The 26,027-nt window shown below is 41.0% G+C and carries 26 protein-coding genes and 2 tRNA genes; 14 read left to right on the forward strand and 14 right to left on the reverse strand.

All coding sequences use genetic code 11. The features are described from left to right. Positions 1-4: 4 nt before the first annotated feature. From GD630_RS09480 to GD630_RS09500, 5 genes are all read right to left on the reverse strand, one after another. Entirely contained in the window at positions 5-604 is a 600-nt protein-coding gene (locus tag GD630_RS09480) for a nucleotidyl transferase AbiEii/AbiGii toxin family protein (protein WP_143866529.1), read from the reverse strand. After that, positions 559-861, reverse strand: coding sequence for a DUF6922 domain-containing protein (locus tag GD630_RS09485; RefSeq protein ID WP_238482980.1), 303 nt, complete (start codon positions 859-861; stop codon positions 559-561). The genes GD630_RS09480 and GD630_RS09485 overlap by 46 nt, the downstream gene beginning before the upstream one ends. Positions 862-944: 83 nt before the next feature. Beyond that, positions 945-1,400, reverse strand: a complete 456-nt coding sequence (gene queF, locus GD630_RS09490; protein WP_143866531.1) for a preQ(1) synthase — start codon at positions 1,398-1,400, stop codon at positions 945-947. A gap of 507 nt (positions 1,401-1,907) precedes the next feature. Beyond that, positions 1,908-2,567 (reverse strand): 7-cyano-7-deazaguanine synthase QueC, encoded by a 660-nt coding sequence (gene queC, locus GD630_RS09495; RefSeq protein ID WP_143866532.1) that lies wholly within the window; start codon positions 2,565-2,567, stop codon positions 1,908-1,910. Between the two features lie 9 nt (positions 2,568-2,576). Then, entirely contained in the window at positions 2,577-3,257 is a 681-nt protein-coding gene (locus GD630_RS09500) for a queuosine precursor transporter (RefSeq protein ID WP_007765749.1), read from the reverse strand. Positions 3,258-3,753: 496 nt separating this feature from the next. On the opposite strand from GD630_RS09500, the gene GD630_RS09505 reads away from it, so the two are divergent. Continuing rightward, entirely contained in the window at positions 3,754-4,599 is an 846-nt protein-coding gene (locus GD630_RS09505) for a hypothetical protein (protein WP_143866535.1), read from the forward strand. A 132-nt stretch (positions 4,600-4,731) separates the two neighbouring features. Here the strand turns inward: GD630_RS09505 and GD630_RS09510 are convergent, their stop codons facing one another. Next, positions 4,732-5,238, reverse strand: coding sequence for an RNA polymerase sigma factor (locus tag GD630_RS09510; RefSeq protein WP_143866537.1), 507 nt, complete (start codon positions 5,236-5,238; stop codon positions 4,732-4,734). 163 nt (positions 5,239-5,401) lie between these two features. Between GD630_RS09510 and GD630_RS09515 the strand changes: the two genes are divergently transcribed. Next, on the forward strand, positions 5,402-6,691 hold the full coding sequence (locus GD630_RS09515) for a DcaP family trimeric outer membrane transporter (RefSeq protein WP_143866539.1): 1,290 nt from the start codon (positions 5,402-5,404) through the stop codon (positions 6,689-6,691). 87 nt (positions 6,692-6,778) lie between these two features. Here GD630_RS09515 and GD630_RS09520 read toward each other — a convergent pair whose 3' ends face one another. Beyond that, complete coding sequence (locus GD630_RS09520; protein ID WP_143866541.1) at positions 6,779-8,173, reverse strand: OmpP1/FadL family transporter; 1,395 nt, start codon at positions 8,171-8,173, stop codon at positions 6,779-6,781. Between the two features lie 210 nt (positions 8,174-8,383). On the opposite strand from GD630_RS09520, the gene GD630_RS09525 reads away from it, so the two are divergent. The 6 genes from GD630_RS09525 (at position 8,384) to GD630_RS09550 (ending at position 13,143) form a co-directional block, all read left to right on the forward strand. Then, on the forward strand, positions 8,384-9,385 hold the full coding sequence (locus tag GD630_RS09525; RefSeq protein ID WP_007765742.1) for a 2-hydroxyacid dehydrogenase: 1,002 nt from the start codon (positions 8,384-8,386) through the stop codon (positions 9,383-9,385). A 60-nt stretch (positions 9,386-9,445) separates the two neighbouring features. Beyond that, a complete protein-coding gene (locus tag GD630_RS09530; protein ID WP_143866543.1) occupies positions 9,446-10,150 on the forward strand; it encodes a pirin family protein in 705 nt (234 codons plus the stop codon). Further along, a complete protein-coding gene (gene pdxH, locus GD630_RS09535; protein ID WP_143866545.1) occupies positions 10,147-10,797 on the forward strand; it encodes a pyridoxamine 5'-phosphate oxidase in 651 nt (216 codons plus the stop codon). Before GD630_RS09530 ends, pdxH begins: the two co-directional genes overlap by 4 nt. 67 nt (positions 10,798-10,864) lie before the next feature. Next, complete coding sequence (locus GD630_RS09540) at positions 10,865-11,596, forward strand: MBL fold metallo-hydrolase (RefSeq protein WP_143866548.1); 732 nt, start codon at positions 10,865-10,867, stop codon at positions 11,594-11,596. Positions 11,597-11,609: 13 nt separating this feature from the next. Next, positions 11,610-12,752 (forward strand): DUF4468 domain-containing protein, encoded by a 1,143-nt coding sequence (locus GD630_RS09545; protein WP_143866550.1) that lies wholly within the window; start codon positions 11,610-11,612, stop codon positions 12,750-12,752. Positions 12,753-12,765: 13 nt separating this feature from the next. Next, positions 12,766-13,143 (forward strand): VOC family protein, encoded by a 378-nt coding sequence (locus GD630_RS09550; RefSeq protein WP_143866552.1) that lies wholly within the window; start codon positions 12,766-12,768, stop codon positions 13,141-13,143. A gap of 57 nt (positions 13,144-13,200) precedes the next feature. On the opposite strand, the gene GD630_RS09555 is transcribed toward GD630_RS09550, so the two are convergent. Next, positions 13,201-13,386 (reverse strand): hypothetical protein, encoded by a 186-nt coding sequence (locus GD630_RS09555; RefSeq protein ID WP_143866554.1) that lies wholly within the window; start codon positions 13,384-13,386, stop codon positions 13,201-13,203. A gap of 96 nt (positions 13,387-13,482) precedes the next feature. Between GD630_RS09555 and GD630_RS09560 the strand changes: the two genes are divergently transcribed. Then, the gene (locus GD630_RS09560) at positions 13,483-14,214 is read left to right on the forward strand and encodes a class I SAM-dependent methyltransferase (RefSeq protein WP_143866556.1); all 732 of its coding nucleotides are present in this window, start codon (positions 13,483-13,485) and stop codon (positions 14,212-14,214) included. A gap of 97 nt (positions 14,215-14,311) precedes the next feature. Here the strand turns inward: GD630_RS09560 and GD630_RS09565 are convergent, their stop codons facing one another. Beyond that, positions 14,312-14,914: a TlpA family protein disulfide reductase gene (locus tag GD630_RS09565; protein ID WP_143866558.1), complete on the reverse strand. Its 603-nt coding sequence runs from the start codon at positions 14,912-14,914 to the stop codon at positions 14,312-14,314. A gap of 102 nt (positions 14,915-15,016) precedes the next feature. On the opposite strand from GD630_RS09565, the gene GD630_RS09570 reads away from it, so the two are divergent. Then, positions 15,017-15,090, forward strand: a tRNA-Thr gene (locus tag GD630_RS09570). Between the two features lie 64 nt (positions 15,091-15,154). Here the strand turns inward: GD630_RS09570 and GD630_RS09575 are convergent. Next, positions 15,155-16,033 (reverse strand): DMT family transporter, encoded by an 879-nt coding sequence (locus GD630_RS09575; protein WP_143866560.1) that lies wholly within the window; start codon positions 16,031-16,033, stop codon positions 15,155-15,157. Between the two features lie 186 nt (positions 16,034-16,219). On the opposite strand from GD630_RS09575, the gene GD630_RS09580 reads away from it, so the two are divergent. Beyond that, positions 16,220-16,702, forward strand: coding sequence for a GNAT family N-acetyltransferase (locus tag GD630_RS09580; protein ID WP_029425791.1), 483 nt, complete (start codon positions 16,220-16,222; stop codon positions 16,700-16,702). Between the two features lie 44 nt (positions 16,703-16,746). On the opposite strand, the gene GD630_RS09585 is transcribed toward GD630_RS09580, so the two are convergent. The 3 genes from GD630_RS09585 to feoB all read right to left on the reverse strand — a co-directional run bounded on the left by GD630_RS09585 (position 16,747) and on the right by feoB (position 19,571). Beyond that, positions 16,747-16,821 (reverse strand) — tRNA-Cys (locus GD630_RS09585). A 51-nt stretch (positions 16,822-16,872) separates the two neighbouring features. Continuing rightward, entirely contained in the window at positions 16,873-17,088 is a 216-nt protein-coding gene (locus GD630_RS09590) for a hypothetical protein (RefSeq protein WP_143866562.1), read from the reverse strand. After that, positions 17,085-19,571 (reverse strand): ferrous iron transport protein B, encoded by a 2,487-nt coding sequence (gene feoB, locus GD630_RS09595; RefSeq protein WP_143866564.1) that lies wholly within the window; start codon positions 19,569-19,571, stop codon positions 17,085-17,087. The genes GD630_RS09590 and feoB overlap by 4 nt, the downstream gene beginning before the upstream one ends. Positions 19,572-19,735: 164 nt before the next feature. Between feoB and tilS the strand changes: the two genes are divergently transcribed. Continuing rightward, entirely contained in the window at positions 19,736-21,016 is a 1,281-nt protein-coding gene (tilS, locus tag GD630_RS09600) for a tRNA lysidine(34) synthetase TilS (RefSeq protein WP_143866566.1), read from the forward strand. Here the strand turns inward: tilS and GD630_RS09605 are convergent. Then, positions 21,001-21,837 (reverse strand): 4Fe-4S dicluster domain-containing protein, encoded by an 837-nt coding sequence (locus tag GD630_RS09605; protein ID WP_143866568.1) that lies wholly within the window; start codon positions 21,835-21,837, stop codon positions 21,001-21,003. The genes tilS and GD630_RS09605 overlap by 16 nt on opposite strands. Before the next feature lie 236 nt (positions 21,838-22,073). Between GD630_RS09605 and rho the strand changes: the two genes are divergently transcribed. Together rho and GD630_RS09615 are read left to right on the forward strand one after the other, a co-directional pair. After that, a complete protein-coding gene (gene rho, locus GD630_RS09610; protein ID WP_143866570.1) occupies positions 22,074-24,269 on the forward strand; it encodes a transcription termination factor Rho in 2,196 nt (731 codons plus the stop codon). 255 nt (positions 24,270-24,524) lie between these two features. Next, positions 24,525-25,997, forward strand: a complete 1,473-nt coding sequence (locus tag GD630_RS09615) for a sulfatase family protein (RefSeq protein ID WP_182505746.1) — start codon at positions 24,525-24,527, stop codon at positions 25,995-25,997. Positions 25,998-26,027 lie beyond the last annotated feature (30 nt).

Consider the following 26,027-nt stretch of genomic DNA (forward strand, 5'->3'; position numbering starts at 1 on the left):
TATACTATAAATGAGATAATATGGATCTTTTAATCTCGTCCCAAGACACATCTACAAACATATAAGGCATTGGATCCTCCTCCGCATCTTCAAAATAGGCTAAACTTTTCATTGCCATAAAAGAAGATGAGTCGGAATATTTTTGAGCATAGAAATCCAATATATTATTCAATGAATACGTTTTCAACAAAAAATAGATATCTACAAAATCCTTCTTAGTACCTCTCCCCTCAATTGCAGTAATTTTCATGGCTGCAATATCTTTAGGACTCGCCAAGCGTATTCCATCTTTACATACAACATCATCAATCCAAGGATAAGTATAATTTACGATATCTATTTTAACTCCATTCAATACGTAAATGTGTATATTTTTAGAATCACTCAAGACAGTCAGCATCCCAAGTGTCTGCAAAGCCTCCCGCAGTTCTTGAGAGTTTACATTAATCTGACCAAAAAAGTCCAAATCAATCGACTTCCGATGTCCTAATTGCAAAGCTAATGCAGTACCACCAACCAAACGAGTATTACTAAGTACAGGTAACTGTTGTAACCTTTTTAAAAGTTCCAATGTTGTGGATTCAACCGTTGATAAGTATAACATTTGAACTGTTCTTTAGGAGTTTGTGAAATGGCTGAAAGATAGGCTAAAGCCCTAGGCTCCAATTCACGAAACCCTTTAGCCTCTTCAACAATTCTGGTAATTCCATAATATTGCTTTACAATATTCCAATCTTGTAACATTCCATATTCAAGCACTCTCTTTATAATATACCGTGAATGCTTCTCCATATCTAAATCGTCTTTATTGACATCCCAAAAAAGATATGCCGAAAATTGAGTAATATATTTCTCCATCATCTATCGTACTATAATCCTTATATGACAAAGATAGGCATAAAAATGAATCGAATGCAAGCTAATAGCTATATTTATTTCACAAATTACTCCCGATTCATCAGCCGATGTTCCGCCATCTGTTCGAACCTTGTTCCCGGACGACCGTAATTAGCATACGGATAGATGGAAATACCACCACGTGGAGTAAAGATTCCGGTTACTTCAATGTATTTGGGATTCATCAACTTTATCAAATCTTTCATTATGATATTCACACAATCTTCATGAAAGGCTCCATGATTACGGAAACTGAAAAGATAGAGTTTCAAGCTCTTGCTTTCTACCATTTTTATATCGGGAATGTAGCTGATACGTATTTCCGCAAAATCCGGCTGTCCGGTAATAGGACACAGACTTGTGAACTCCGGGCAGTTGAAACGTACCCAATAATCATTTTCAGGATGCTTATTATCAAAGGCTTCCAATACTTCCGGGGCATAATCTTGCTTATACTCGGTTTTTCTTCCCAATAAGGAAAGCTGGTCTTTTAATTCAGTCATTGCACTTACTAGTTACGACCTCTACACTAAACAAAAAAACGTATTTTCTCTATCACCTATCACCGACAAGCCTCAAATGCCTTATTCATCGATGTTTCAGTGGTGAATGATTCATTTTACAACCTATCACCACATCTATCACCTATCACCATCAACTCCCAGCCCACGTTTGCTTTATCCTCATCTTACTTGTTACGGTGTGTTTCACGGCATGAAACAGAATGTTTCACACTGGAGAACAGATAGTTTCTTACCGATGAAACAACAGTTTCAAGCTGTTGAAACTAATTTAAACCGCCGCTTACCGGACAAAACTACCGTAGATACAAAGCTTACTATCACTTGCTAGCCGGAGCTTACCGGTGACAACAGATGTGACAACAAAACTTCAAATTCAACTGCTGTCACTGCTTGCTGTCACAAGCTATACAATTTATAATCAATTGTTTATCTATAAGAATGTGACAGATGACAGCAAAAATACATTTTAATCTCTGTGTAGAGATATTATTGATTCTTACTTTTTAAATACTTCTCCAATCCTTCCCGACGCAACTTACAAGCCGGACAATGTCCGCAGCCATCCCCTTGAACGCCATTATAGCACGTCAAAGTCTCGTTACGAATCAACTCCAGCACACCCAGTTCGTCGGCCAAAGCCCATGTTTCCGCTTTATCAATCCACATTAAAGGAGTATGAATCACAAATTGTTCATCCATAGCCAAGTTCAACGTTACATTGAGAGACTTGATAAAGGAATCACGGCAATCAGGATAACCGCTGAAATCGGTTTGGGAAACCCCTGTTACCAAGTGGTTTATACCGCGCTCACGGGCATATACCGCTGCAATGCTCAGAAAAAACAGATTACGTCCCGGCACAAAAGTATTGGGAACACTATCTGCGGGCTTTTCCTGATCCATCACCATTGTAGTGTCAGTCAAAGAGTTATGTCCAAGTTGCCCGACAAAAGACACATCCATCACATCAAATTCCACTTCCGCTTTCCGGGCTATCTCCCGTGCAAACTCTACTTCTTTCTGATGTTTCTGACCATACAGGAAACTCAGAGCATACACTTTCTTAAAGTTGCGTTTTGCCCAAAACAGACACGTAGTAGAGTCTTGTCCTCCACTGAACACAACCAATGCTGCTTCTCTATTCATAAATCTATCTTAAATATCTTTGACTTTCAGTACATTGTAGGATATATCGGTATCGTAAACATCGCTACCATCTATTTGCTTAATAGCTTTCACCACACGGATAGTTACCGGAAGGATAATCACTTCGTACATGGACTTCAGCACAATCTGAATACCCATCATAATAAGCAACTCTTTCCAAGCGATGATTCCACCGAAAGCCACCGGGAAGAATATCAACGAATCCGCCGTTTCACCTACAACGGTTGACAAAATGGCACGAGCGGAAAAGTTACGCCCTTGACTGGCAATTTTCATTTTGCTCATCACATACGCATTGAGAAACGAGCCAACCAAGAAAGCCATCAGACTGGCAGCTACGATACGGGGAGCCATACCGAATACAAAATCGAAATGTTCTTCTCCTTCCCAGAAAGGGGCAGCCGGAATGGCTACGGCTATCAGCCCGAGAGTGACAACAAAGAAATTCATGGCAAAACCGCTCCAAATTATCAAGCGGGCTTTCTTGAATCCCCATACTTCGGCGATACAATCATTAATAATATAAGAAATCGGGAAAACCAATAATCCTGCAGTCACGGTCAGACTACCAATCTGGATTACTTTTGTCTCAAGAAGATTCGCCGCAATAAGGCATACATTAAATAAAATGCCCAGCAGCATAAAAGGTACGGATACTTTTTCTTTCATAATTCCTGTTTTTTACGTGGTGTTCTAGAATACACGACCGCTATTCACGGCATCATACTTTATTTTTATCTTTCGGGGTGCAAAGATAGAAGAAAAAAGTGAGAGGGCAAAAAGATAAGAACAACATTTTGAACATCCCCCTTTTTCTAGTCAAACGATTTATTTTCTATGAGATTGACAAAAAACATTCTACCCGTAGCCTTCCTTCTCGAAAAAATATTTATATTTGCAGCGAGGATTGGACCACTATTGACAGCCAATCTCCATGTTTTAGGACATTAATTTATCTAACCCGAAAAGTCGCATTTTCAAAGCGAAGGATAAATAGATGTCCGTGCTAAGCTTATATCCTTTTCAAATATAAGTTTGGGTACGGGCATACTATATTTTCTTCTGCTGGGTATGCGACTACCTCGGGTTTGGAATATATGTATCGCTCGTACCTTTTATTTATTATAATCCGGTTGCGGCGCATACATTAAAAAACAAACGAGGTATGACAACAAAACAATGGATTGGCATTGAAGAAGCCGCAGAAAAGTATCAAGTATCTATCAGACGTATCAATACGTGGTGTAAAAGACAAGAAATCACTTTCTCAGAAATAGGTCATTATCTGATGCTGGATGAAAACAGTTTGCTGGAATGTATCGAACGAAACATACAGCTTAACCTTACCAAAGAAGAGTTTGAACGACGCAAAGAAAAACTCATAAGAGAAAACGAAGAAAACCTATTTATTCTCCAATCGTTAGAGCCACTTACCCCGATGATGCGCCTGATAATAAAAGAGCTTGCCGGAATGATTCAAGATGAAAACAGAAGGCGTATGTTCTTATTTGTTACACTGGAAGGTAGTCTCAAAAAATACGCAAAAGAATCCTGTCAAGACTTTTATTATATACAAAGAGAGTTTCAGATACTTATTCGGGATATTCAATCCCGAATCGGATTTCTAAAGACATACAAAGACGAAATGACACACCTCAAAGCAACGCTGCGACTGTACGAAATGAACTTCGGCAGAAATCTATTCAGAAGAAACGATAGTATACAAGAAGAAAGTCCGGCAATCCAAGAAAAGGAAAATGCCATCCATGTGCTCAATACTCCTATTAGTGGCTTTGAGTTTGACGCAAGGCCTAGCCGAGTGCTAGGCGAAAATGGTATACGGACACTTCGGGATTTATTAAAACTTACCTATAAATACGGATGGAACAGAATAAATAAACTACCACACTTAGGCCCTACCTCAGTAAACAGGGTAATCAACCGACTGCAACAGTTGAATATCCTTGATGATGAAAAAGGATGCTATCTATATAAATATTTGGATGAATGAAAAAACGTAAAGGAGATAATTATTGAGACGTAAAGATTATCACAAAGAAGCCTTCCTGCCGATTTTCATTCTCGGGCAGGAAGGCTAATCACTTTGACCTTAAAACACACCACTCTAAATCAAGAATTTGCTTTAAGCAGAGAAGTCTTTAAGTTCCTCCTTCAGCCGTTTGCGGATAAAAAACAAACGGCTCTTTACCGTTCCCATCGGCAACCCTAACTTGTCGGCAATCTCCCGATACTTAAATCCTGCCACAAACATCTGGAAAGGAACTTTCATTTCTTCCGGTATCGAATGTATCACACGATACAGATGTTTCATGTCGTATGTAAATTCAAATCTGTCCGCATCTTCATCTTCAATCTGATATTTTTGATTGATAGAATAATTATCATCCATGATATTCATTTCGCGAACGGTACGACGATAGTTATTGACAAAAATGTTGCGCATCAGTGTATACATCCACCCCTTCAGGTTCTTACTGTACGTAAACTTCTCTTGATTATCCAATGCCTGCAACACACAATCCTGCACCAAATCATTGGCAGAATCACGGTCCGACGTCAACTTATATGCAAAGCGGTGTAAATCCGGCTGTATCGCTAATATTCCTTGAGTAAATTCTACTTTTTCCATCGTCGTATTTTCTTTATCTGATTACTACGGTACAAAGATCCGTCTTTTTAGAATGATTATAAATAGCAATTCTTCCGATTAGTTTGGCAATTTTTCCTTTGCCCCTCTCAACCATTTCTTTTTTTAGTTGTTCTTTGGGCATTCACCTAAAACTTAACTGATAATGAAAACTAGTTTTAAAATGGTAGCAATGCTACTGGGGATGGGAATTTTCCCCCTCTGTGCCAATGCACAGAAAAAGGTAATCATCGAAGACGAGGAACCTAATTCCATCATGTTTATCTCCCGTGACAAAGCAGGAGACGAGATCATCCGGATTATGAACGACCGTTCGCAACTGCGTTTCCATGATCCGAATGCTCCCCGCTTCCTGCTGACTGACCAGAAAGGAAAATTCGCTTTAGGTATCGGAGGCTACGTCCGTGCGACAGCAGAATATGACTTTGGCGGTATCGTAGACGATGTGGATTTCTACCCGGCGTTGATCCCGCAACGGGGAAGCGGAAATTTCGCCAAAAATCAGTTTCAGATGGACATCACCACTTCTACCCTCTTCCTTAAATTGGTAGGACGTACGAAGCATCTCGGAGACTTTGTTGTCTATACTGCCGGAAACTTTCGTGGAGACGGGAAAACGTTTGAATTACAAAATGCTTATGCACAATTTCTCGGTTTCACCATCGGTTACAGTTACGGTTCGTTCATGGACCTCGCCGCTCTCCCTCCCACTATCGACTTTGCAGGCCCTAACGGTTCAGCATTCTACCGTACTACGCAATTAAGCTATATGTACGATAAGTTGAAAAACTGGAAGTTCGGTGTCGCTATGGAAATGCCTTCGGTAGACGGTACAACCAACAGTGATGTTTCCATCAACACGCAACGTATGCCGGACTTTGCTACTTCCGCACAATATAACTGGAACAGCAGCAGCCATATCAAACTAAGCGCTATTATACGTAGCATGACTTATTCAAGTAATGTGTACGACAAAGCTTATTCCAAAACCGGATTCGGTTTGCAAGCGTCTACAACATTCAATGTCACAAAAAAATTACAGGCTTACGGACAGTTCAACTATGGCAAGGGAATCGGCTCTTATCTTAACGACTTGAGTAATCTGAATGTAGATATCGTCCCCGACCCGGACAATGAAGGTAAAATGCAGGTTCTTCCTATGTTAGGATGGTATGCAGGATTACAGTACAACTTCTGCCCAAACTTCTTTGTTTCCGGAACGTACAGCCTGTCCAGACTATATTCCGAAAACGGATACCCAAGCGGAAATCCGGAATCATACCGCAAAGGCCAGTATTTAGTAGCCAACGCCTTCTGGAATGTCAGCAACAATATGCAGGTCGGAGTTGAATATCTGAGAGGATGGCGTACAGATTTCAGCTCTTCAACCCGTCACGCAAACCGGTTAAATATGCTGGTACAGTATTCTTTCTAATTAAATCGGTATAAAAGTTTGAAGCCGCCTCAAAACAGTTGTTTGAGACGGCTTCTGTTATAGAAAATAGTAACGGATTATGCGCAATTAGAATTTATAGTCAATGCTAAGACCGAATACTTTATTAGTGCGGCTATATACGTTAGTTCCGGACAACCCTGTACCATTATAGTTTTGGGAAGTTTTAGTATAATCTTCATAAGTAGTCCACATATAACCAACATTCAGATTTGCTCTTTCACTCAATTGAAGTTTTGCTCCAAATCCTACAGAATAAGAATCACAAGAAAAGCTAGTATCACTTTGGAAGTTATCAGATAATCCATAGTCTGTAATTTGAGCACCACAACTCAATGTCAGTCTTTTAATTACATCCCATTCAATACCCATTAAATACTCATTTGTACCCTTTGTCAAATATTTCTGTTTGTCACCGGCCATCCCTGCATTCTTATCATCATAAAAATGATACTCTACGGATGCACGCAATACCGGAAGAAACTCATAAGCCGCTGCAACCGAAAGCATAGAAGGTATATCGTTTGGAGTATTCACACCATGCTTAAAAGGATCCAATGCATCTGTATCTACCGAAGCCTCAATCTTTTTTGTATTGTTTTCAATATTAAGGTTAGTCTTGAATTCATATTTAGCACCGATATTCAGTTTACCCAACTTCACATCCACACCGATAACAGGAGTAAATCCCCAACCGGTCTGGTCACAATCCAATGCCAAATGCATCAAATCCCCGCCTCCTAAATCTGCCTTCAATTTAGCATCCAAGAAGCCGACATAACCTCCGGTGAAATAATTCATACGTCCACCCGCAAATGCAGAAAGCCATTCATTTATTTTATAAGACAAACCCAATTGCAACGCATAAATGTATTGTTTACCATCCATAGCGGTGTTAATGTCATACATATTAGGGGTAGCGAGAGGGCTTGTACCACCAGAAGTCAAGTGTTTTTTCAAACTTTCCTGGAAAATACCCGCCATAGCTACCGACTCAAACATAGGAAGACCACTATCAAATGAAGCCTTTCCACCTCCACCAGTAATTCCAAAGAAACCGGAAATAGTCCAATCTCCTTTTTTATAGGCAGCAAACACACTAGGAATAATAGGGGCAGCAGCTTTTCCTTCATAATATTTAGTAAATGGATTATCTGAAGGCTTTAAAATTGGCCTTTGAGTATTGGGATCAATACCACCAAATTTTTCATATGTCAAAAAGCTCGCATCAATATTTCTTGTTTGAAAAGCACTCTGAATGCTCAATCCAATATGAAAACCATCATTTGGCAAGAAAGCTAAACCGGCAGGATTAGACAAAGCACCGTCTATTTCAAAAGTAGCACCGCGAGATAACATACGAAGGAAAGCGGCATGTTGATTAGTATTTGTCAGAAGCCCTCCGGCAAAAGTTGGAATTGAAACGATTAACATCACAAGTCCAATCAAGGAAATTTTTCTCATCTAAATCTTTTTTAAATTATTTCGGGCGCAAAGATATAACATTATTGCACACGAAATATATGTTTGTGCATTTATTTTCTATTACGCCCCTATTTTAATTGAAAAAGCAAACTGTTTCTAGTGAAACAATCTATATTTATCACTTAATAAAGTCCAAACAAATCGACCGGCTTTTACGTTTATATTATAAGTAAATTATAGAAGAATATTATGGCCTATACAATTGCATTTTTCGGCACAAAGCCTTATGACGAATCGTCGTTTAACGATAAAAACAAAGAGTTCGGATTTGAAATACGTTATTATAAAGGACATCTGAATAAGAATAACGTACTGCTGACACAAGGCGTAGATGCGGTCTGCATCTTTGTGAATGATGTCGCTGACGCAGAAGTCATCCGCATTATGGCAGAGAACGGAGTAAAATTGCTGGCACTGCGATGTGCGGGATTCAATAACGTAGATTTGAATGCGGCGGCTACTGCCGGAATCACCGTAGTACGTGTTCCCGCTTACTCCCCCTATGCCGTTGCCGAATACACCGTAGCTCTGATGTTATCATTGAACCGGAAAATCCCCCGTGCATCCTGGCGCACGAAAGACGGAAATTTCTCCCTTCATGGTTTGATGGGATTCGATATGCATGGAAAAACAGCCGGAATCATCGGTACGGGGAAAATAGCAAAAATCCTGATTCATATCCTAAAAGGTTTCGGAATGAATGTGCTGGCATACGATCTTTATCCGGATTATAACTTTGCCAGAGAAGAACAAATTGTCTACACTTCGTTGGACGAACTGTATCATAGTTCGGATATCATTTCTCTGCATTGCCCGCTTACTGAAGAAACAAAATATCTTATTAACGACTATTCTATCAGTAAAATGAAAGACGGTGTAATGATTATCAATACCGGCCGCGGACAGTTAATTCACACCAATGCACTGATTGAAGGTCTGAAAAACAAGAAAATCGGATCGGCAGGATTGGACGTCTACGAAGAAGAGAGCGAATACTTCTATGAAGACCAGTCCGACCGTATCATCGACGATGATGTGCTTGCCCGCTTGCTCTCGTTCAACAATGTTATCGTCACTTCTCATCAAGCCTTTTTCACACGTGAAGCAATGGAAAACATAGCTATGACAACTTTACAAAATATAAAAGATTTTATCAATCACAAGCCTCTGCTAAATGAAGTGAAGAGATAAACCTTTTATCCTCCCACTTTGTTTACGAAGCATATAAACAACAAGAAAAAGGAGTTATTTATGAAAAAAGTAATACATAGAGCTGATACAAGAGGGCATTCCCAATACGATTGGCTGGATAGTTATCACACCTTCAGTTTCGATGAATATTTCGATTCCAACCGTATCAATTTCGGTGCTCTTCGCGTATTGAATGATGACAAAGTGGCGCCCGGAGAAGGATTCCAGACACATCCTCACAAGAATATGGAAATTGTATCCATTCCTCTGAAAGGACATCTGCAACATGGAGACAGCAAGAAAAACAGCCGGATTATTACCGTCGGAGAAATCCAGACTATGAGTGCCGGAACCGGAATTTTCCATAGCGAAGTGAATGCCAGTCCCGTAGAACCGGTTGAGTTCCTGCAAATCTGGATTATGCCGAGAGAACGGAACACACGCCCCGTTTATCAGGATTTCAATATCAGTGAGCTGGAACGTCCCAACGAGCTGGCAGTCATCGTATCACCTGACGGCAGTACTCCCGCATCTCTTTTGCAAGACACCTGGTTCTCAATAGGCAAAGTAGAGGCCGGCAAGAAACTGGGGTATCATATGCATCAAAGTCATGCAGGCGTATACATATTCCTTATTGAAGGAGAAATTGCAGTAGAAGGCGAAGTGCTGAAACGTCGTGACGGAATGGGGATCTACGAAACTAATAGTTTTGAATTGGAAACTTTGAAAGACTCGCATATTCTATTAATAGAAGTACCGATGTGAGAAATTACGGAAATATAGCCGATATCCGGCAAGAATATACTAAAAGCGGATTGCGGGAAAATGAACTTCCCGACGACCCGCTTTCGCTTTTCAGTCAGTGGTTGCAAGAAGCCATCGACGCAAAAGTAGATGAACCGACCGCTGTCATCGTTGGTACTGTATCTCCCGAAGGAAAGCCGTCCACACGTACCGTATTACTGAAGGGGCTCCACGACGGCAAGTTCGTCTTTTACACAAATTACGAAAGCCGTAAAGGAAAACAATTGGCACAAAATCCATATATTTCCCTCTCTTTCGTATGGCATACACTCGAAAGGCAAGTACATATAGAAGGAATAGCAAACAAAGTGGCTCCGGAAGAGTCGGACGAATATTTCCGGAAACGCCCTTATAAGAGTAGGGTCGGTGCACGCGTTTCCCCGCAAAGCCAACCGATTTCAAGCAGAATGCAGTTGATACGCGCTTTCATCAAAGAGGCGGCACGTTGGATAGGGAAAGAAGTAGAAAGGCCTGATAATTGGGGCGGATATGCCGTTGTTCCTACCAGAATTGAGTTTTGGCAAGGACGGCCGAACCGTCTACATGACCGCTTCCTATATACGTTACAACTAAATGGAGAATGGGAAATCAGTCGTCTTGCTCCTTGATTTCGTCGATTTTTCTTGGCAACTTCAACTAGAATACTTAATATTGCAATTCTAAAATATTCAGCTTATGATACTGGATTATATATACCATAGCGGTTTCGCCATCGAAGCAGAAGGGGTAACCGTTATCATCGATTACTATAAAGATTCTTCCGAGACTGATAATAATCGGGGAATCGTACATGATTACCTTTTACAAAGGCCGGGCAAATTGTACGTACTAGCTACACACTTCCACCCCGATCACTTTAACCGTGAAATATTGACATGGAAAGAGCAACGGCCCGATATTCAGTACATCTTTTCCAAAGATATTCTGAAATCACACCGTGCCAAAAGCGAAGACGCCTTCTTCATAAAAAAAGGAGAAGCGTACGAAGATGATACGATACGAATCGATGCATTCGGTTCGACGGATGTCGGCAGTTCATTTCTGCTTCACCTCCAAGACTGGAGTATTTTCCATGCCGGTGATTTAAATAACTGGCATTGGAGCGAAGAATCTACCGAAGAAGAGATACGAAAAGCCAACGGTGATTTCCTTGCAGAAGTTAAATATTTAAAAGAAAAAGCGTCGGACATTGATTTAGTGCTGTTTCCGGTAGATCGAAGAATGGGAAAAGATTACATGAAAGGAGCAAAACAGTTCATCGAACAAATAAAAACTACTATATTTGTGCCCATGCATTTCAGTGAAGATTATGAAGGCGGTAATGCGCTTCGTAATTTTGCCGAAAATGCAGGTTGCCGTTTCGTCAACATCACCCATCGGGGCGAAAGTTTTGAGATTACCAAATAAACACATAATAATTATGAATAAATTTACAATTCTGTTTCTTACCCTGCTTCTTGCATTGCCGGTGGCAATGAAGGCAGAATCTGCAAAAGAAAAAAGAGACGACACCAGATACCTTACAGGAGCTGTTCCTGAAGTTGATGGTAAGGTCGTATTTTCCAAAGAATTTCAAATTCCGGGAATGAGTCAGGCGCAAATCTACGGCACTATTATGAAATGGATGCAAGAACGCTTGAAAGAGAATAAGAATATTGAAAGTCGGGTAGTTTTCTCCGATGAAGCTAAAGGTACGGTTGCCGGTATCGGAGAGGAATGGATTGTTTTCAGTTCCAGTGCTTTGTCGTTAGACCGTACACTCATCAATTACCAGATTACCGTTACCTGTAAACCCGGTAACTGCCTGGTAGAACTGGAAAAAATCCGTTTTACTTATCGCGAAACAGAAAAATATAAGGCAGAAGAATGGATTACCGATAAATATGCGCTTAATAAGGCAAAGACCAAGTTGGTACGTGGTCTGGCTAAATGGCGTAGAAAAACGGTAGACTTCGCAGATGATATATTTATGGATGTAGCCGTCGCTTTCGGAGCACCGGATACTCGTCCTAAAGCCGAAAAGAAGAAAAAAGAGGAAGAGAAGACAACTCCGTCAATTGTCGCAGCCGCAGGTCCGATTGTCATTGGCGGCACAGATAAAAAGACCGATATAAAGGTGACGACTGCCGAACCTGCCAATACAGTTCCTGCTGCCACTCTTACTCCCGCTACTCCGGTTGGTAAAGCTTCATCGGATATGCCGGGTTACGTAGAAATTGACTTGAAGCAAATTCCGGGTGAGGTATATGCTCTGATGGGAAGCGGCAAGCTGGTTATCAGTATCGGAAAGGACGAGTTTAACATGACCAATATGACTGCAAACGCTGGTGGTGCGTTGGGATATCAGTCCGGTAAGGCTGTAGCTTATTGCACTCTTTCCCCCGATCAGTCTTATGATGCCATAGAAAAAGCGGACAATTATACGCTGAAACTCTATGCTCCGAACCAAACAACTCCTTCGGCTGTTATAGAATGTAAGAAATTGCCTTCACAGACTACTCCGCAAGCCGGACAACCCCGCACATACGTCGGAGAGATTGTGAAGCTCTTAATGAAAAAATAAGAAGATTACAACAATGGAAATAAAAAGTAAATTTGACCATTTCAATATCAATGTCACGGACTTGGAACGGAGTATTGCCTTTTATGAAAAAGCGCTCGGTTTGAAAGAACACCATCGAAAAGAGGCTTCCGACGGTTCGTTCACGCTGGTTTACCTAACAGACAATGAAACAGGATTTCTTCTGGAACTGACATGGCTAAAAGACCATGCCGCTCCTTATGAACTTGGGGAGAATGAAAGTCATCTTTGTTTTCGGGTGGCCGGTGACTATGATGCCGTCAGAGCTTATCATAAAGAAATGAATTGTGTATGTTTCGAGAATACAGCTATGGGGCTGTATTTCATCAATGACCCGGATGACTATTGGATTGAGATACTTCCACAAAAGTAAGCATATAAAAAAGACGGGGCAGGATAATCATCCTGCCCCGTCTTTTTTATGATAGACTTATTTTTTATGTCGATTTGCCCTTTTTCTCCGGATATCCGCTTTCATCTTTGCGGCACCCGAACCATGCTGTCCACGAATATAGGTTGCCTTCTTCGCTTTCGTTTTCACCTTTACCTCTTCCTTAGGCTTATCTTTCTTGCCTTTAAAGACGATTCCGCCCTGTATTGCTTCTTCTATACTCATACAATCATTTATTAATATTCACTTTTCCGGCTACAAATATAATCCTTTTCTACGGATTTATTTATCTTTGCCAACCAAAACAATACGTAACCACTAATGGCAACAACAATTCTTCCTGCAGAAAAGGATCCGATGGGAGCCGCTATTTATGATTATTTCACTCATCACAAAGCCGATCGCTTACGAGTATTTTCTTCTCAATTTGAGGAGGATGAAATTCCTGTCAAAGAGTTATTCCGTACGATTCAATCTATGCCCGCATTGGAACGCACAGCCTTAGAAATGGCTACAGGACGGATATTGGATGTAGGAGCAGGAAGTGGATGTCATGTCTTGGCCCTCCAAGCGATGAAAAAGGAGGTGTGTGCCATTGATATTTCTCCGCTATCTGTCGAAGTAATGAAACAACGTGGAGTAAATGATGTTCGTCTTACCAATCTGTTTGACGAAACATTCGATGAGACGTTCGATACGATTTTAATGCTAATGAATGGTTCCGGCATTATCGGAAAACTAAACAATATGCCGGATTTCTTCCAACGAATGAAGCGCATGCTCCGTCCTAAAGGGTGTATACTGATGGATTCAAGCGACTTACGTTATCTTTTTGAAGAAGAAGACGGAAGTATAGTTATCGACTTGGCAGGAGATTATTACGGAGAAATTGATTTTCAGATGCAATATAAGGATATAAAAGGAGATACTTTCGACTGGTTATATGTAGATTTCCAAACACTTAACTTATATGCTTCCGAATACGGTTTCAAGGCTGAATTGGTAAAAGAAGGAAAACACTACGATTACCTGGTAAAACTCAGCCTTGCTTAGAAAACTCACAAAAACACGGGGTATGTCGTAATGAATCATAATCAGCGTAAATTTGCGTTTCAACATACCCTCATTCCCCTTTTTATAAATTCTCTATTTATTTCAGCATTTCATTAATCATTTGCACCAAAGAAGCAAATTCTTCTTCATTATACAAACGAGTTAGTTTTACTATTTTTCCCTCTTTATCTATCAATACGTTCCTTGTTATTCCGGAGTCGCGCAAAGCATACTTTGCAAAAATATCAGCTCCCGGATCTAATCCCAACGGATAAGTGATTCCGGTAGATTTGGCAAAAGCAAGGACTTTATCAAGTGGCTCATCCCGGTCAATGCCGATCAATGCAAATTCCGCATTATCTTTATGTTTCAACCAAATATCTTTTTCTATGAACGGCATTTCTTTACGACAAACACCGCACCAACTTGCTGTAAACTGCAACATTACGACCTTGCCACGGAGAGAAGACAGACTCATTTGTTTTCCATCAGTCAGTGTGATTGTAAAATCCGGAGCTGTCTCTCCTACCCGAACAATATATCCTGTACTATCTGCTTCCGAAGTCATTACATCAGCAATCACTTTTGTACTATCTGCCGAAACCACAGTATCCGTCGCTCCTTTTTTCTGACCGGAGCACGCCAATACACTTATGGCTAAGAAAGCCATACCACACACATTCATAATTTTCTTTTTCATCTTCGTATAATCATTAGTGAGATTGCAAATATAAAAAAAGCACATGACGTATTTGCATTTTTAAAATAAATTCATACCTTTGCACCCGCAAAAGAAAATAACGCCTCTTTAGCTCAGTTGGCCAGAGCACGTGATTTGTAATCTCGGGGTCGTTGGTTCGAATCCGACAAGAGGCTCTTCAAAGTAAAAAGCTGTTTATCATACCGATAAGCAGCTTCTTTCATTAAAGAAAATTCTTTTCTAGTTTTTTTGCTTTCGGAATACAACCAAGCTAACAGCTATCAAAATCAGGATAATCCCAATAGCACTGTTGACAGTGAAAAACTCCTCAAATACAAAAACACCGATCACGACGGCTGTCAACGGTTCCATAGCACCCAAAATAGATGTCAAAGTAGGCCCTGCATACTTTATTGCCTGTACTAAAGTGATATTGGAAATAGCCGTAGCCGGTAATGCAAGTCCTAGAATAATCAGCCATATATATCCGTCTGTTACCAAACGAAAACCGGAAGTGGTAAAAGCACCTATCAGATAAAAAAGAGTTCCCAGCCCCATGACATAGCAAGTCAATACAGTAGAATTAATTCTCACAGCTCGTGTGGTCCGCACTCCGATGATATACCCCGCATATGAGAATACAGAAACACAAGCTGCCACTAAGCCAACCATCGCATTACCATTATTTGCGTCCAACTCTCCTAATGAAAGCAGAGCCGCACCTAACAAAGATATCAAAACAGCAAATAGAACCCAAAGCGACTTCTTCTCCCGAAAGAAAAACATCATTGCCAGAGCAACCACCAACGGATACATAAAATGAATGGTGGAAGCCACACCACTGGCTATATTCTGATAGGCAATAATCAGACTGAATGAAGTGATCGCCCGCAATAGGCTTAAGCCAAAGACAACTTTGAAGTCTTTTACGGATAAGCGGAAGTTACACCCGGAAAATAAGCCTAACACAGTCAGCACAATTGATGCTACCCCCCAACGATAGGAAAGTACTTCAAAAGCTGAAAATCCAATCATTAACAAAGTGATGGAAAAGAACGGAGCCAGCCCAAAAGTGGAGGAAGATACCGCCGCATAGAGTATACCTTTTATGCGATTCATGAGGTTTTTAACTATTCTGTTTTAATCGTTTATTTACAACTACAAAGATAGACTGATATTTCTTTAAGTGCAAAGATAAAACGGAAAGATTGACTTTATTTTCTTCTTGATGGCATGATAGACTGTATTGTTTATTTTCCTATATTTGCGACGACTAATATAGGAAAAATGAATTTGAGATGCAATATGAAAACGAACTTTACGATCAGAACAGCCCGACAATCCGACAGTGTTGAACTAAGAGATTTGTACAAAAATACCGTACTTATAATAAACAGACGTGATTATTCACAGGAAGAAGTTGAAGACTGGGCTTCATGCGGAAATGATCTTTCTAAAATAGAGAAAATGATAGAAACCCATTACTTTATTGTTGCCGTTGACCAGCAATTACAAATCGTAGGTTTCTCTTCTATCACTTCGCAAGGATATCTACATTCAATGTTCGTTCACAAAGACTTTCAAGGTAAAGGCATTGCGACTATACTTTTGAAAGAAATAGAACGATATGCTATTGAACAGGGAATGGAACGAATTACATCAGAAGTGAGTTTAACTGCCCGCCCATTCTTCGAAAGACAAGGGTATACTGTGGAAAAGGAGCAGAAACGACAGGCTAATAAATTAAGTCTGACTAATTTTTGGATGCAAAAGACCTTGAATGCTTAAAAAACAAAGAAGGACTAGAAATTACTTTCTAATCCTTCTCCAATTGGAGGTTCCTGGCGGATTCGAACCGCCGTACACGGTTTTGCAGACCGCTGACTAAGCCACTCATCCAAGGAACCGTCTTTTCTCGTTTGCGGTTGCAAAGGTAGTACAAATTTTGAAACTACCAACTATCCACAGCAATTTTTCTTTGTACTTTTTTTCTTTACACCGCACTCCTTTCTTTTCTTTTCCATCATATCCTTTAGTTCACAGCCACTTACACAACTGTCACAAGGATTTCCACTATCTCGCGTACGACGAAAAAAAGTATAAATACCATATACCAATCGGGCAATGCAGAGTACAACCAGTACTCCCACTATCCATTCCTGCCAATTATTCATACAAACAATCCTCCAATCTGATAAACAGTAAATGACACAATCCATGCCAATACCGTAGTATAGCAAGCTGCAAAAAGCGCCCATTTCCAACTTCCGGATTCCTGTTTGATAGCTGCCAATGCCGCAATACATGGAAAGTAAATCAAAACAAACAACATATAGCAGAATGCAACCAACGGTGTTATCGGAATCCGTTCAGCCAAACTAGCCTCATCAGCCTCCGGATCATCCACATATAAAACCCCCAAAGTACTTACCACCAACTCTTTCGCTCCTACTCCCGAAATCAGACCGATACCCAGTTTCCAATCAAACCCCATAGGCTTAATCACCGGTTCTATCGCACGCCCAAGCTGACCTATATATGAATTTTCCTGCTGTTCGGCTACCGTCTCATACGCATCATGATTCGGATAGTATCCCAGAAACCAAATGATAATAGAAGCAATCATAATAATTCCTCCCATCTTTTTCAAATATTGCGCCCCTTTCTCCCATGTATGACGGAAGATAGATTTTGCTGTCGGCATCCGGTACGGAGGAAGCTCCATCACAAACGGAGTATCGTCCCCTTTCACCAAAAACTTACTAAACAGTCTCGCTAACAAGACCGCCAAAAATATACCTATTGCATAAATACCCAACAAGACCAGACTCGCATTGTTCGGGAAAAATGCTCCTACCAATAATAAATAGATAGGCAGACGAGCACTGCAAGACATCAACGGATTAACCAACATGGTAATAAGCCGACTTTTTCGATTCTCTATCGTACGGGAAGCCATAATAGCGGGCACGTTACATCCGAACCCCATAATGAGCGGAATAAACGATTTGCCATGCAGCCCCATTTTATGCATGATCTTATCCATTATAAATGCAGCACGTGCCATATATCCGGAGTCCTCCATCAACGATATACAGAAATACAGAATCAAGATGTTCGGCAGAAAAACAATCACACCTCCTACTCCGCCAACGATACCATCAACCAGCATATCTTTCAATGGCCCTTCAGACATATTATTACGAATCAAATCACCAATCTGCTCAACCAGCCATTCAATCCCCATCATAGGATATTCGCCGAGTACAAATGTCCCTTCAAACATCAAATACATAAACAGGAAGAAAATAGGATACCCCCAAATACGGTGAGTAACGATAGCATCCAACACTTTGGTCGTCTGCGTCTGTTCCAAATGATTATCAGTAAATGTTTCTTTCAATGCACCACTGATGAAACCATATTTCGCATCTGTTATGGCAGACTCACAATCTTCATTCATCGTGCTCTGTATGCGTTTCACCATCTTATCACGAATACCGATAATGCTTTCAGCATTCGGCAAAGTACGTACAAAACGTTCTATATCCGGATCATTCTCCAATAACTTAATAGAAAGAAAACGAGTGGAATATTTATGGCGAATGTATTCATTCTTTGATACTTCCTCTTTCACAGCCTCAATAGCCCTCTCCAAATCGGGACCATGATTAATATGAATATGGCGAAAGACACGTCCGGTCTTCCGATGTTCCCGCACATAATCTTCGAGATGTTCCTCTTCATGGTGTTTCCGGTCTTCCAAAGAATCATGCCATTCAGTCAAATCTTTGAGAACTTCCGGATTCATATTTCCGTGTTTATCAAAGAAGTCGACTCCCTCATAAAGATTTATAACGACATGAAACAAGGTATCCAATCCACGATTTTTCTTACTGACAGTAGGCACCATAGGCACTCCGAACAATTTACTCAATAAACGATAGTCCAATGTATTTCCACTGTTCTCCAATTCATCATAAATATTCAAAGCCACGACCATGCGGACATTCATATCAATCAATTGGGTAGTCAGATATAAATTCCGTTCCAAATTGGAAGAGTCCACCACATTAATAATGACATCCGGAGTTTCGTCGATAATATGGCGACGGACATAAATTTCTTCGGGTGTATAAGCAGACAAAGAGTATGTTCCCGGTAAATCAACGATCCGGAAATGATAACCTTCGAAATCGAAATACCCTTCTTTGGCGTCCACGGTCACACCACTATAATTTCCCACATGCTCGTGAGCACCGGAAGCTAAATTAAATAAAGAAGTCTTGCCACTGTTTGGATTGCCGACCAAAGCGACATTAATGGTACGGCGTTTACCCAGCGCCAGCCGTTTCATATCTTCTTCTTTTACAGAAATATCCTCAGGCAGTCCCTCGTGGTAAATAGTCTCTTCAGCCAATTTCTTAGCCTCTTCTTCACTGACCACCTCAATCATTTCGGCTTCCTGACGACGAAGAGAAATTTCATAACCTAAAACTTTATATTTAATGGGATCTCTTAGTGGAGCATTCAACAGCACTTCAACCGTTTTTCCCTTAATGAAGCCCATCTCCACAATACGTTTACGAAAACCACCGTGCCCCAATACTTTAACGATGACACCTTTTTCGCCTGTTTTTAATTCGGACAAACGCATAACTCTCAAAATTTTCGGCAAAGATAATTCATAACTTTGGAGCACGCAAATTATTTAGATTGTTTTTAAATAACAGATATTTTCATCCACAAAATGTCCATCTGCCATTAAAAACAAGCGACATTCACTTGAGATACTTCAATAAACCATTATCTTTGCAAAATATGATACAACATCGGGTTACACAATATATAGAAAAAGAAGGTTTATTCTCTTCTGAAAATAAGATTCTGGTGGCATTGAGCGGTGGTGCCGACTCAGTTGCATTGTTATGCATCCTGCATACAGCAGGTTACCGTTGTGAAGCTGCGCATTGTAATTTCCACCTGCGCGGTGAAGAATCAAATCGAGACGAGCAGTTCGTCCGCCAATTATGCGAAAAATATAAAATAAACCTGCATACCATTGATTTTGATACTACCCGACACGCAACCGAAAAACATATTTCCATCGAAATGGCCGCCCGTGAACTACGTTATAATTGGTTTGAAAAAACGAGGAAGGATTGCCAGGCGGATGTCATCGCCGTCGCCCATCATCAAGATGACAGCGTAGAAACAATATTGCTGAATCTCATCAGAGGAACAGGAATCACTGGTTTGTTAGGAATCCGTCCCCGTAACGGAGTAGTCGTACGCCCTTTACTTTGTATTAATAGGGAAGAAATCATTCACTACCTCCAAAGTATCCAACAGGAATACGTAACCGACAGCACGAATCTGGAAGATGAATACACCCGCAATAAAATACGCCTCAACCTTCTTCCACTCATGCAGACGATCAATCCGTCCGTCAAAAACAACTTGATAGAAACCAGCAATTACTTAAATGATGTAGCCACTCTATATAATAAATATATAGAAGAAGCCAAGACAAAAATCATTACAGCAGAAGGTATACGGATCAGTTCTCTGCTAAAAGAGCCAGCCCCCGAAGCAATCCTTTTTGAGGTGTTGCATCCATTAGGCTTCAACTCTACACAAATAAAAGACATCGCCAGTTCGCTCCACAGTCAACCGGGAAAGCAATTTTGCTGTAAAGAATGGAAAATAATAAAAGATAGAGAATTCTTGTTATTGGAAGCCGTTCAATCTGTAAACAAAGCGACTCCTCCTTTTCAACTGATCAGAGAAGAACAAGAATATACTTCCGACTTTCAGATTCCACAAGAGAAACAAACAGCCTGTTTCGATGCAGACAAACTGAATGAAGAAATCTGTTGCCGGAAATGGCAGACCGGTGACACCTTTGTGCCCTTCGGAATGAAAGGAAAGAAAAAAATAAGCGATTATCTGACCGACCGCAAGTTTTCTATCAGCCAAAAGGAACGTCAATGGGTACTCTGCTGCGGAGAACGCATCGCATGGTTGATAGGTGAACGAACAGATAACCGCTTTCGTATTGACGAAACAACCAAACGGGTGATTATCTATAGAATGGTCTGAGGAAGTTTCTGTTTTTTGAAACAGTCAGACAGCAAAGCTGCAAAAGGAGTATCATAGATTCGCGCTTTCTTAGTACAGGCTTTCACACAGGCACAACATTTGATACATTTAGTCTCATCCGTATGCAATTCATCTCCTTTCGTTATAGCTCCTACCGGACAACGCGTCACGCACAATCCACAATGAGTACACATACTCTCATCTTCTACCCACGGAGTACGGGGAAGAGGCATACCACTTTTGCGCAACTTAATAACCTTTCTTAAAAAACGGAACAAAGGGAAAAAAGGCTGACTCGGACGTTTGATGGCGCGCACATCTACCGGATAAAGTTTATCCATATTCTCGGCAGCCTGCACCTTTTCCATTATTTTTTTTCCAAAATCCGCAGCAAAAGCCAAATCAGAATCATCAGGACGTCCGGCTGAGATCGGATGCTTGTCAGTACTATACGAATGCTCCCCTATAAAAGTAGCCCCGGCAATCACCTTCATTCCATGAGGTGTGGCAAAAGCGTCCAACTCCATCAAAGCCTTTTCATAAGCCCGATTTCCATAGACCGCCACCAACACCGTAGGAGCATCCAAACCACGAATGTTCCGTAAACGTTCCATCGCTAAAGGAGCGACATGCCCTCCATATACAGGAACTGACACAATGGCTAATGCAGATGTAGGAATCACAACTTCCTCCGCTACTTGCTGAGTTACATTTATAGGAAAAATATTTTTTATGCCTGCCCCTTGAACAATCGCTTCCGCTATTTGTTTAGAAGTATGGGTGGGCGAAAAATAAATTAAATAAGCTTCATTTACTGTCATACTATTTTCTTTTATCTAGCAAAGATACACTTTTACGTGGAAAAAAACGGTTGATTGTATATGAATCCAAAAAAAATTATTATCTTTGCCCCGTTGAAACATTCTACGATTCAACATATACATCCCTAATTCATAATAAAGAACAAACATATATGCTCGCATATCTATGGCCATGAGCTATAGCAATACTGTCCATAATTCAGCAAAAAAGAAATATTAATAACTTACCATACTATATGTATAACATTATCCAATTAAACGACAAAGATCTGTCGGAACTTCAAATTATTGCCAAAGAACTAGGCATAAAAAAAACAGACTCATACAAGAAAGAAGACCTTGTTTACAAAATACTCGATGAACAAGCTATTGTAGGAGCCACCAAGAAAGTAGCCGCAGACAAACTCAAGGAAGAACGCAAGGAAGAAAAGAAAAAGCGCTCACGTGTAACTCCGGCTAAAAAAGAGGACAAAGTGGTTTCCGCAACAAAGACCGGAGAAGTAACAAAAACAAAAGAAGCTGCTCCTGCAAAAGCCCAGCAAGCTCCCAAAGAAGAAACAACAAACAAAGAAAAAGCAACTCCTGCTGTTGAAGCCAAAGCTGAAAACGCTGTTGCTCCTAAACGTAAAGTAGGCCGTCCGCGCAAAAATTCAGATACAACTGATAAAAAAGAAGTTGAAGAAACGAAGCAGGTAGCTTCCAACAGTGTCGAAGCGAAACCTGTAGTTGCGGAGAAAGCCCCCGAAACAACGGAAAAAACAGCTCCGGCGCAGCAACAATCTACCGAGAAGAAAGAAAAGCCTAGCAAACCTGCTGTGGAAAAAGATAAACCCGCCGCAGAAAAAGCTGTAGAAAAAAAGGTGGTTGCCAAACCGCAAAAGAAAGCTGAACCGGTTATCGACGAAGAAAGTAATATCCTGACCGGCGCTGACGATGATGATTTCATTCCAATTGAAGATCTGCCGTCTGAAAAGATTGAACTTCCGACAGAACTCTTCGGTAAGTTTGAAGCAACAAAGACAGAGCCCGTGCAATCAGCTCCCGAACAAGTAGCCCAACCTCAGCAGCAACAGTCTCAATCTCAACAACAACGTCCACGCATTGTCCGTCCACGCGACAACAACAATGCAAACAATAACGCTAATAATAATTTCCAGCGTAACAACAACCAAAATCAAGGCCAAAATCAGAATCAGCACCAACAACGCTTGCCAATGCCACGCGCTACGCAGCAAAACAATGCGAGCGAAAACCTTCCGGCACAGCAACCGCAAGAGCGTAAAGTGATTGAGCGTGAGAAACCTTACGAATTTGATGACATCCTCAACGGAGTAGGAGTTTTGGAAATTATGCAGGACGGATACGGTTTCCTCCGTTCGTCCGATTACAATTATCTTTCCTCTCCGGACGACATCTATGTATCGCAATCTCAAATCAAATTATTTGGCTTGAAAACAGGCGACGTAGTAGAAGGAGTGATTCGTCCGCCTAAGGAAGGAGAAAAATATTTTCCGCTAGTTAAAGTCTCGAAAATCAACGGACGTGACGCTGCTTTCGTCCGCGACCGTGTTCCTTTTGAACACTTAACCCCTCTTTTCCCGGATGAAAAGTTCAAACTCTGCAAAGGCGGTTATTCTGATTCTATGTCTGCCCGTGTAGTAGATCTTTTCGCTCCGATCGGTAAAGGTCAACGTGCATTGATCGTTGCTCAGCCTAAGACAGGTAAGACTATCTTAATGAAAGACATCGCCAACGCAATCGCAGCCAATCATCCCGAAGTATACATGATTATGTTGCTGATTGACGAACGTCCGGAGGAAGTAACCGACATGGCACGCAGTGTAAACGCGGAAGTTATCGCTTCCACTTTCGACGAGCCGGCAGAACGTCACGTGAAAATTGCGGGTATCGTATTGGAAAAAGCAAAACGTTTGGTAGAATGCGGTCATGACGTAGTAATATTCTTGGACTCTATCACCCGTCTGGCACGTGCATACAATACAGTTTCTCCAGCATCAGGTAAAGTACTTTCCGGTGGTGTTGATGCAAATGCACTTCACAAACCGAAACGTTTCTTCGGAGCTGCGCGTAACATCGAAAACGGCGGTTCACTGACTATCATTGCTACTGCCCTGATTGACACCGGTTCTAAGATGGATGAAGTTATCTTCGAAGAATTTAAAGGTACAGGTAACATGGAGTTGCAGCTTGACCGTAACCTGTCTAACAAACGTATCTTCCCAGCTGTCAACATCACTGCATCCAGCACTCGTCGCGACGACTTGTTACTTGACAAAACAACTCTTGACCGTATGTGGATATTACGTAAATACCTTGCAGATATGAATCCGATTGAAGCTATGGATTTTGTAAAAGACCGTTTGGAAAAAACCAGAGACAACGATGAATTCCTTATGAGTATGAACAGCTAAAAAGGGAATCAACAAATATAATTCTTAAGAATGCAGATTAACACAGATTGCCGCAGATTAATTCTTATTATCTGTCCAGTCTGTGTTAATCTGCATTTTAATTACAGCCCATTCTACTTCTCCCCTACTCGGCACTATTCCATTTTTGTACAAATTACTATCACTGACGTCCAAAACAGCTCCCCTAGTCTTTTCTGCATTCTCTTTTTTGCTACTTTTGCTTCCAAATCAATTATTACTTAATTCTAACCAGAAATGAAAACGATTTATCCATTCATGGGATTAGCCTTATGTAGCGTAGCGGCTCAGGCACAAGAAAAGCCCAATTTCCTGATTATCCAATGCGACCATTTAACACAACGTGTCGTAGGAGCTTACGGACAAACACAAGGTTGCACCCTCCCTATGGACGAAGTTGCTTCCAGAGGAGTGATCTTCTCCAATGCCTATGTGGGCTGTCCCCTCAGCCAACCTTCACGTGCAGCGTTATGGAGTGGTATGATGCCTCACGAAACAAATGTACGTTCCAATTCCAGTGAACCTATCAACACACGCATACCGGAAAACATACCGACATTAGGAAGCCTTTTCTCCGAAAACGGTTATGATGCAGTACACTTTGGAAAGACTCACGACATGGGCTCACTAAGAGGTTTTAAACATAAAGAACCGGTAGCCAAGCCATTTACCGATCCGGAATTTCCAGTCAACAACGACAGCTTCCTGGATGTAGGAACTTGTGAAGATGCAGTAGCCTATTTAAGTAATCCTCCCCAAAAGCCTTTTATTTGTATTGCCGATTTCCAAAATCCACACAATATATGCGGATTTGTAGGAGCAAACGAAGGAGTACACACCGATCGTCCTATTAGTGGTACTCTCCCCGAACTACCTGCCAATTTCGACGTAGAAGATTGGAACAACATACCTACTCCGGTACAATATATTTGTTGCAGCCATCGACGAATGACACAAGCCTCACATTGGAGTGAAGAAAACTACCGTCATTACATTGCCGCTTTCCAACATTATACAAAAATGGTATCCAAGCAAGTAGACAGCGTTTTAAAAGCACTCTATTCCACACCTGCCGGTAAGAATACTATTATAGTCATCTTAGCCGATCACGGTGACGGAATGGCCTCCCACCGTATGGTAACTAAACACATCAGTTTCTACGATGAAATGACAAATGTTCCGTTTATCTTTGCAGGACCCGGTATCAAACACCAGAAGAAGCCCGTAGACCATCTTCTCACACAACCGACACTCGACCTCTTGCCTACCCTTTGTGATTTAGCAGGAATTCCCGTCCCAGCCGAAAAAGCAGGAATCAGCCTTGCCCCGACATTAAAGGGAAAAAAGCAGATGAAAACTCATCCGTATGTAGTATCCGAATGGCACAGCGAATATGAATATATCACTACTCCCGGACGCATGGTACGTGGACCAAGATACAAATACACCCACTATTTGGAAGGTAACGGAGAAGAACTTTACGACATGAAGAAAGATCCGGGAGAACGTCAAAATCTCGCTAAAGATCCTAAATATGTCAAAGTTCTTACAGAACACCGTGCAATGCTCAATGACTATATCAAACATAGCAAAGATGATTACCGTACTCTGAAAGTGGACGCTGACCCACGTTGCAGAAAACATACTCCAGGTTATCCCAATCACGAAGGTCCCGGAGCACGCGAAATTCTCAAAAAGAAAATAAAATAATAAAAAGAGCGAGGATTGTTTTGTAATCTT

It is taken from the genome of Bacteroides zhangwenhongii, from assembly GCF_009193325.2.
GTDB lineage: Bacteria > Bacteroidota > Bacteroidia > Bacteroidales > Bacteroidaceae > Bacteroides > Bacteroides zhangwenhongii.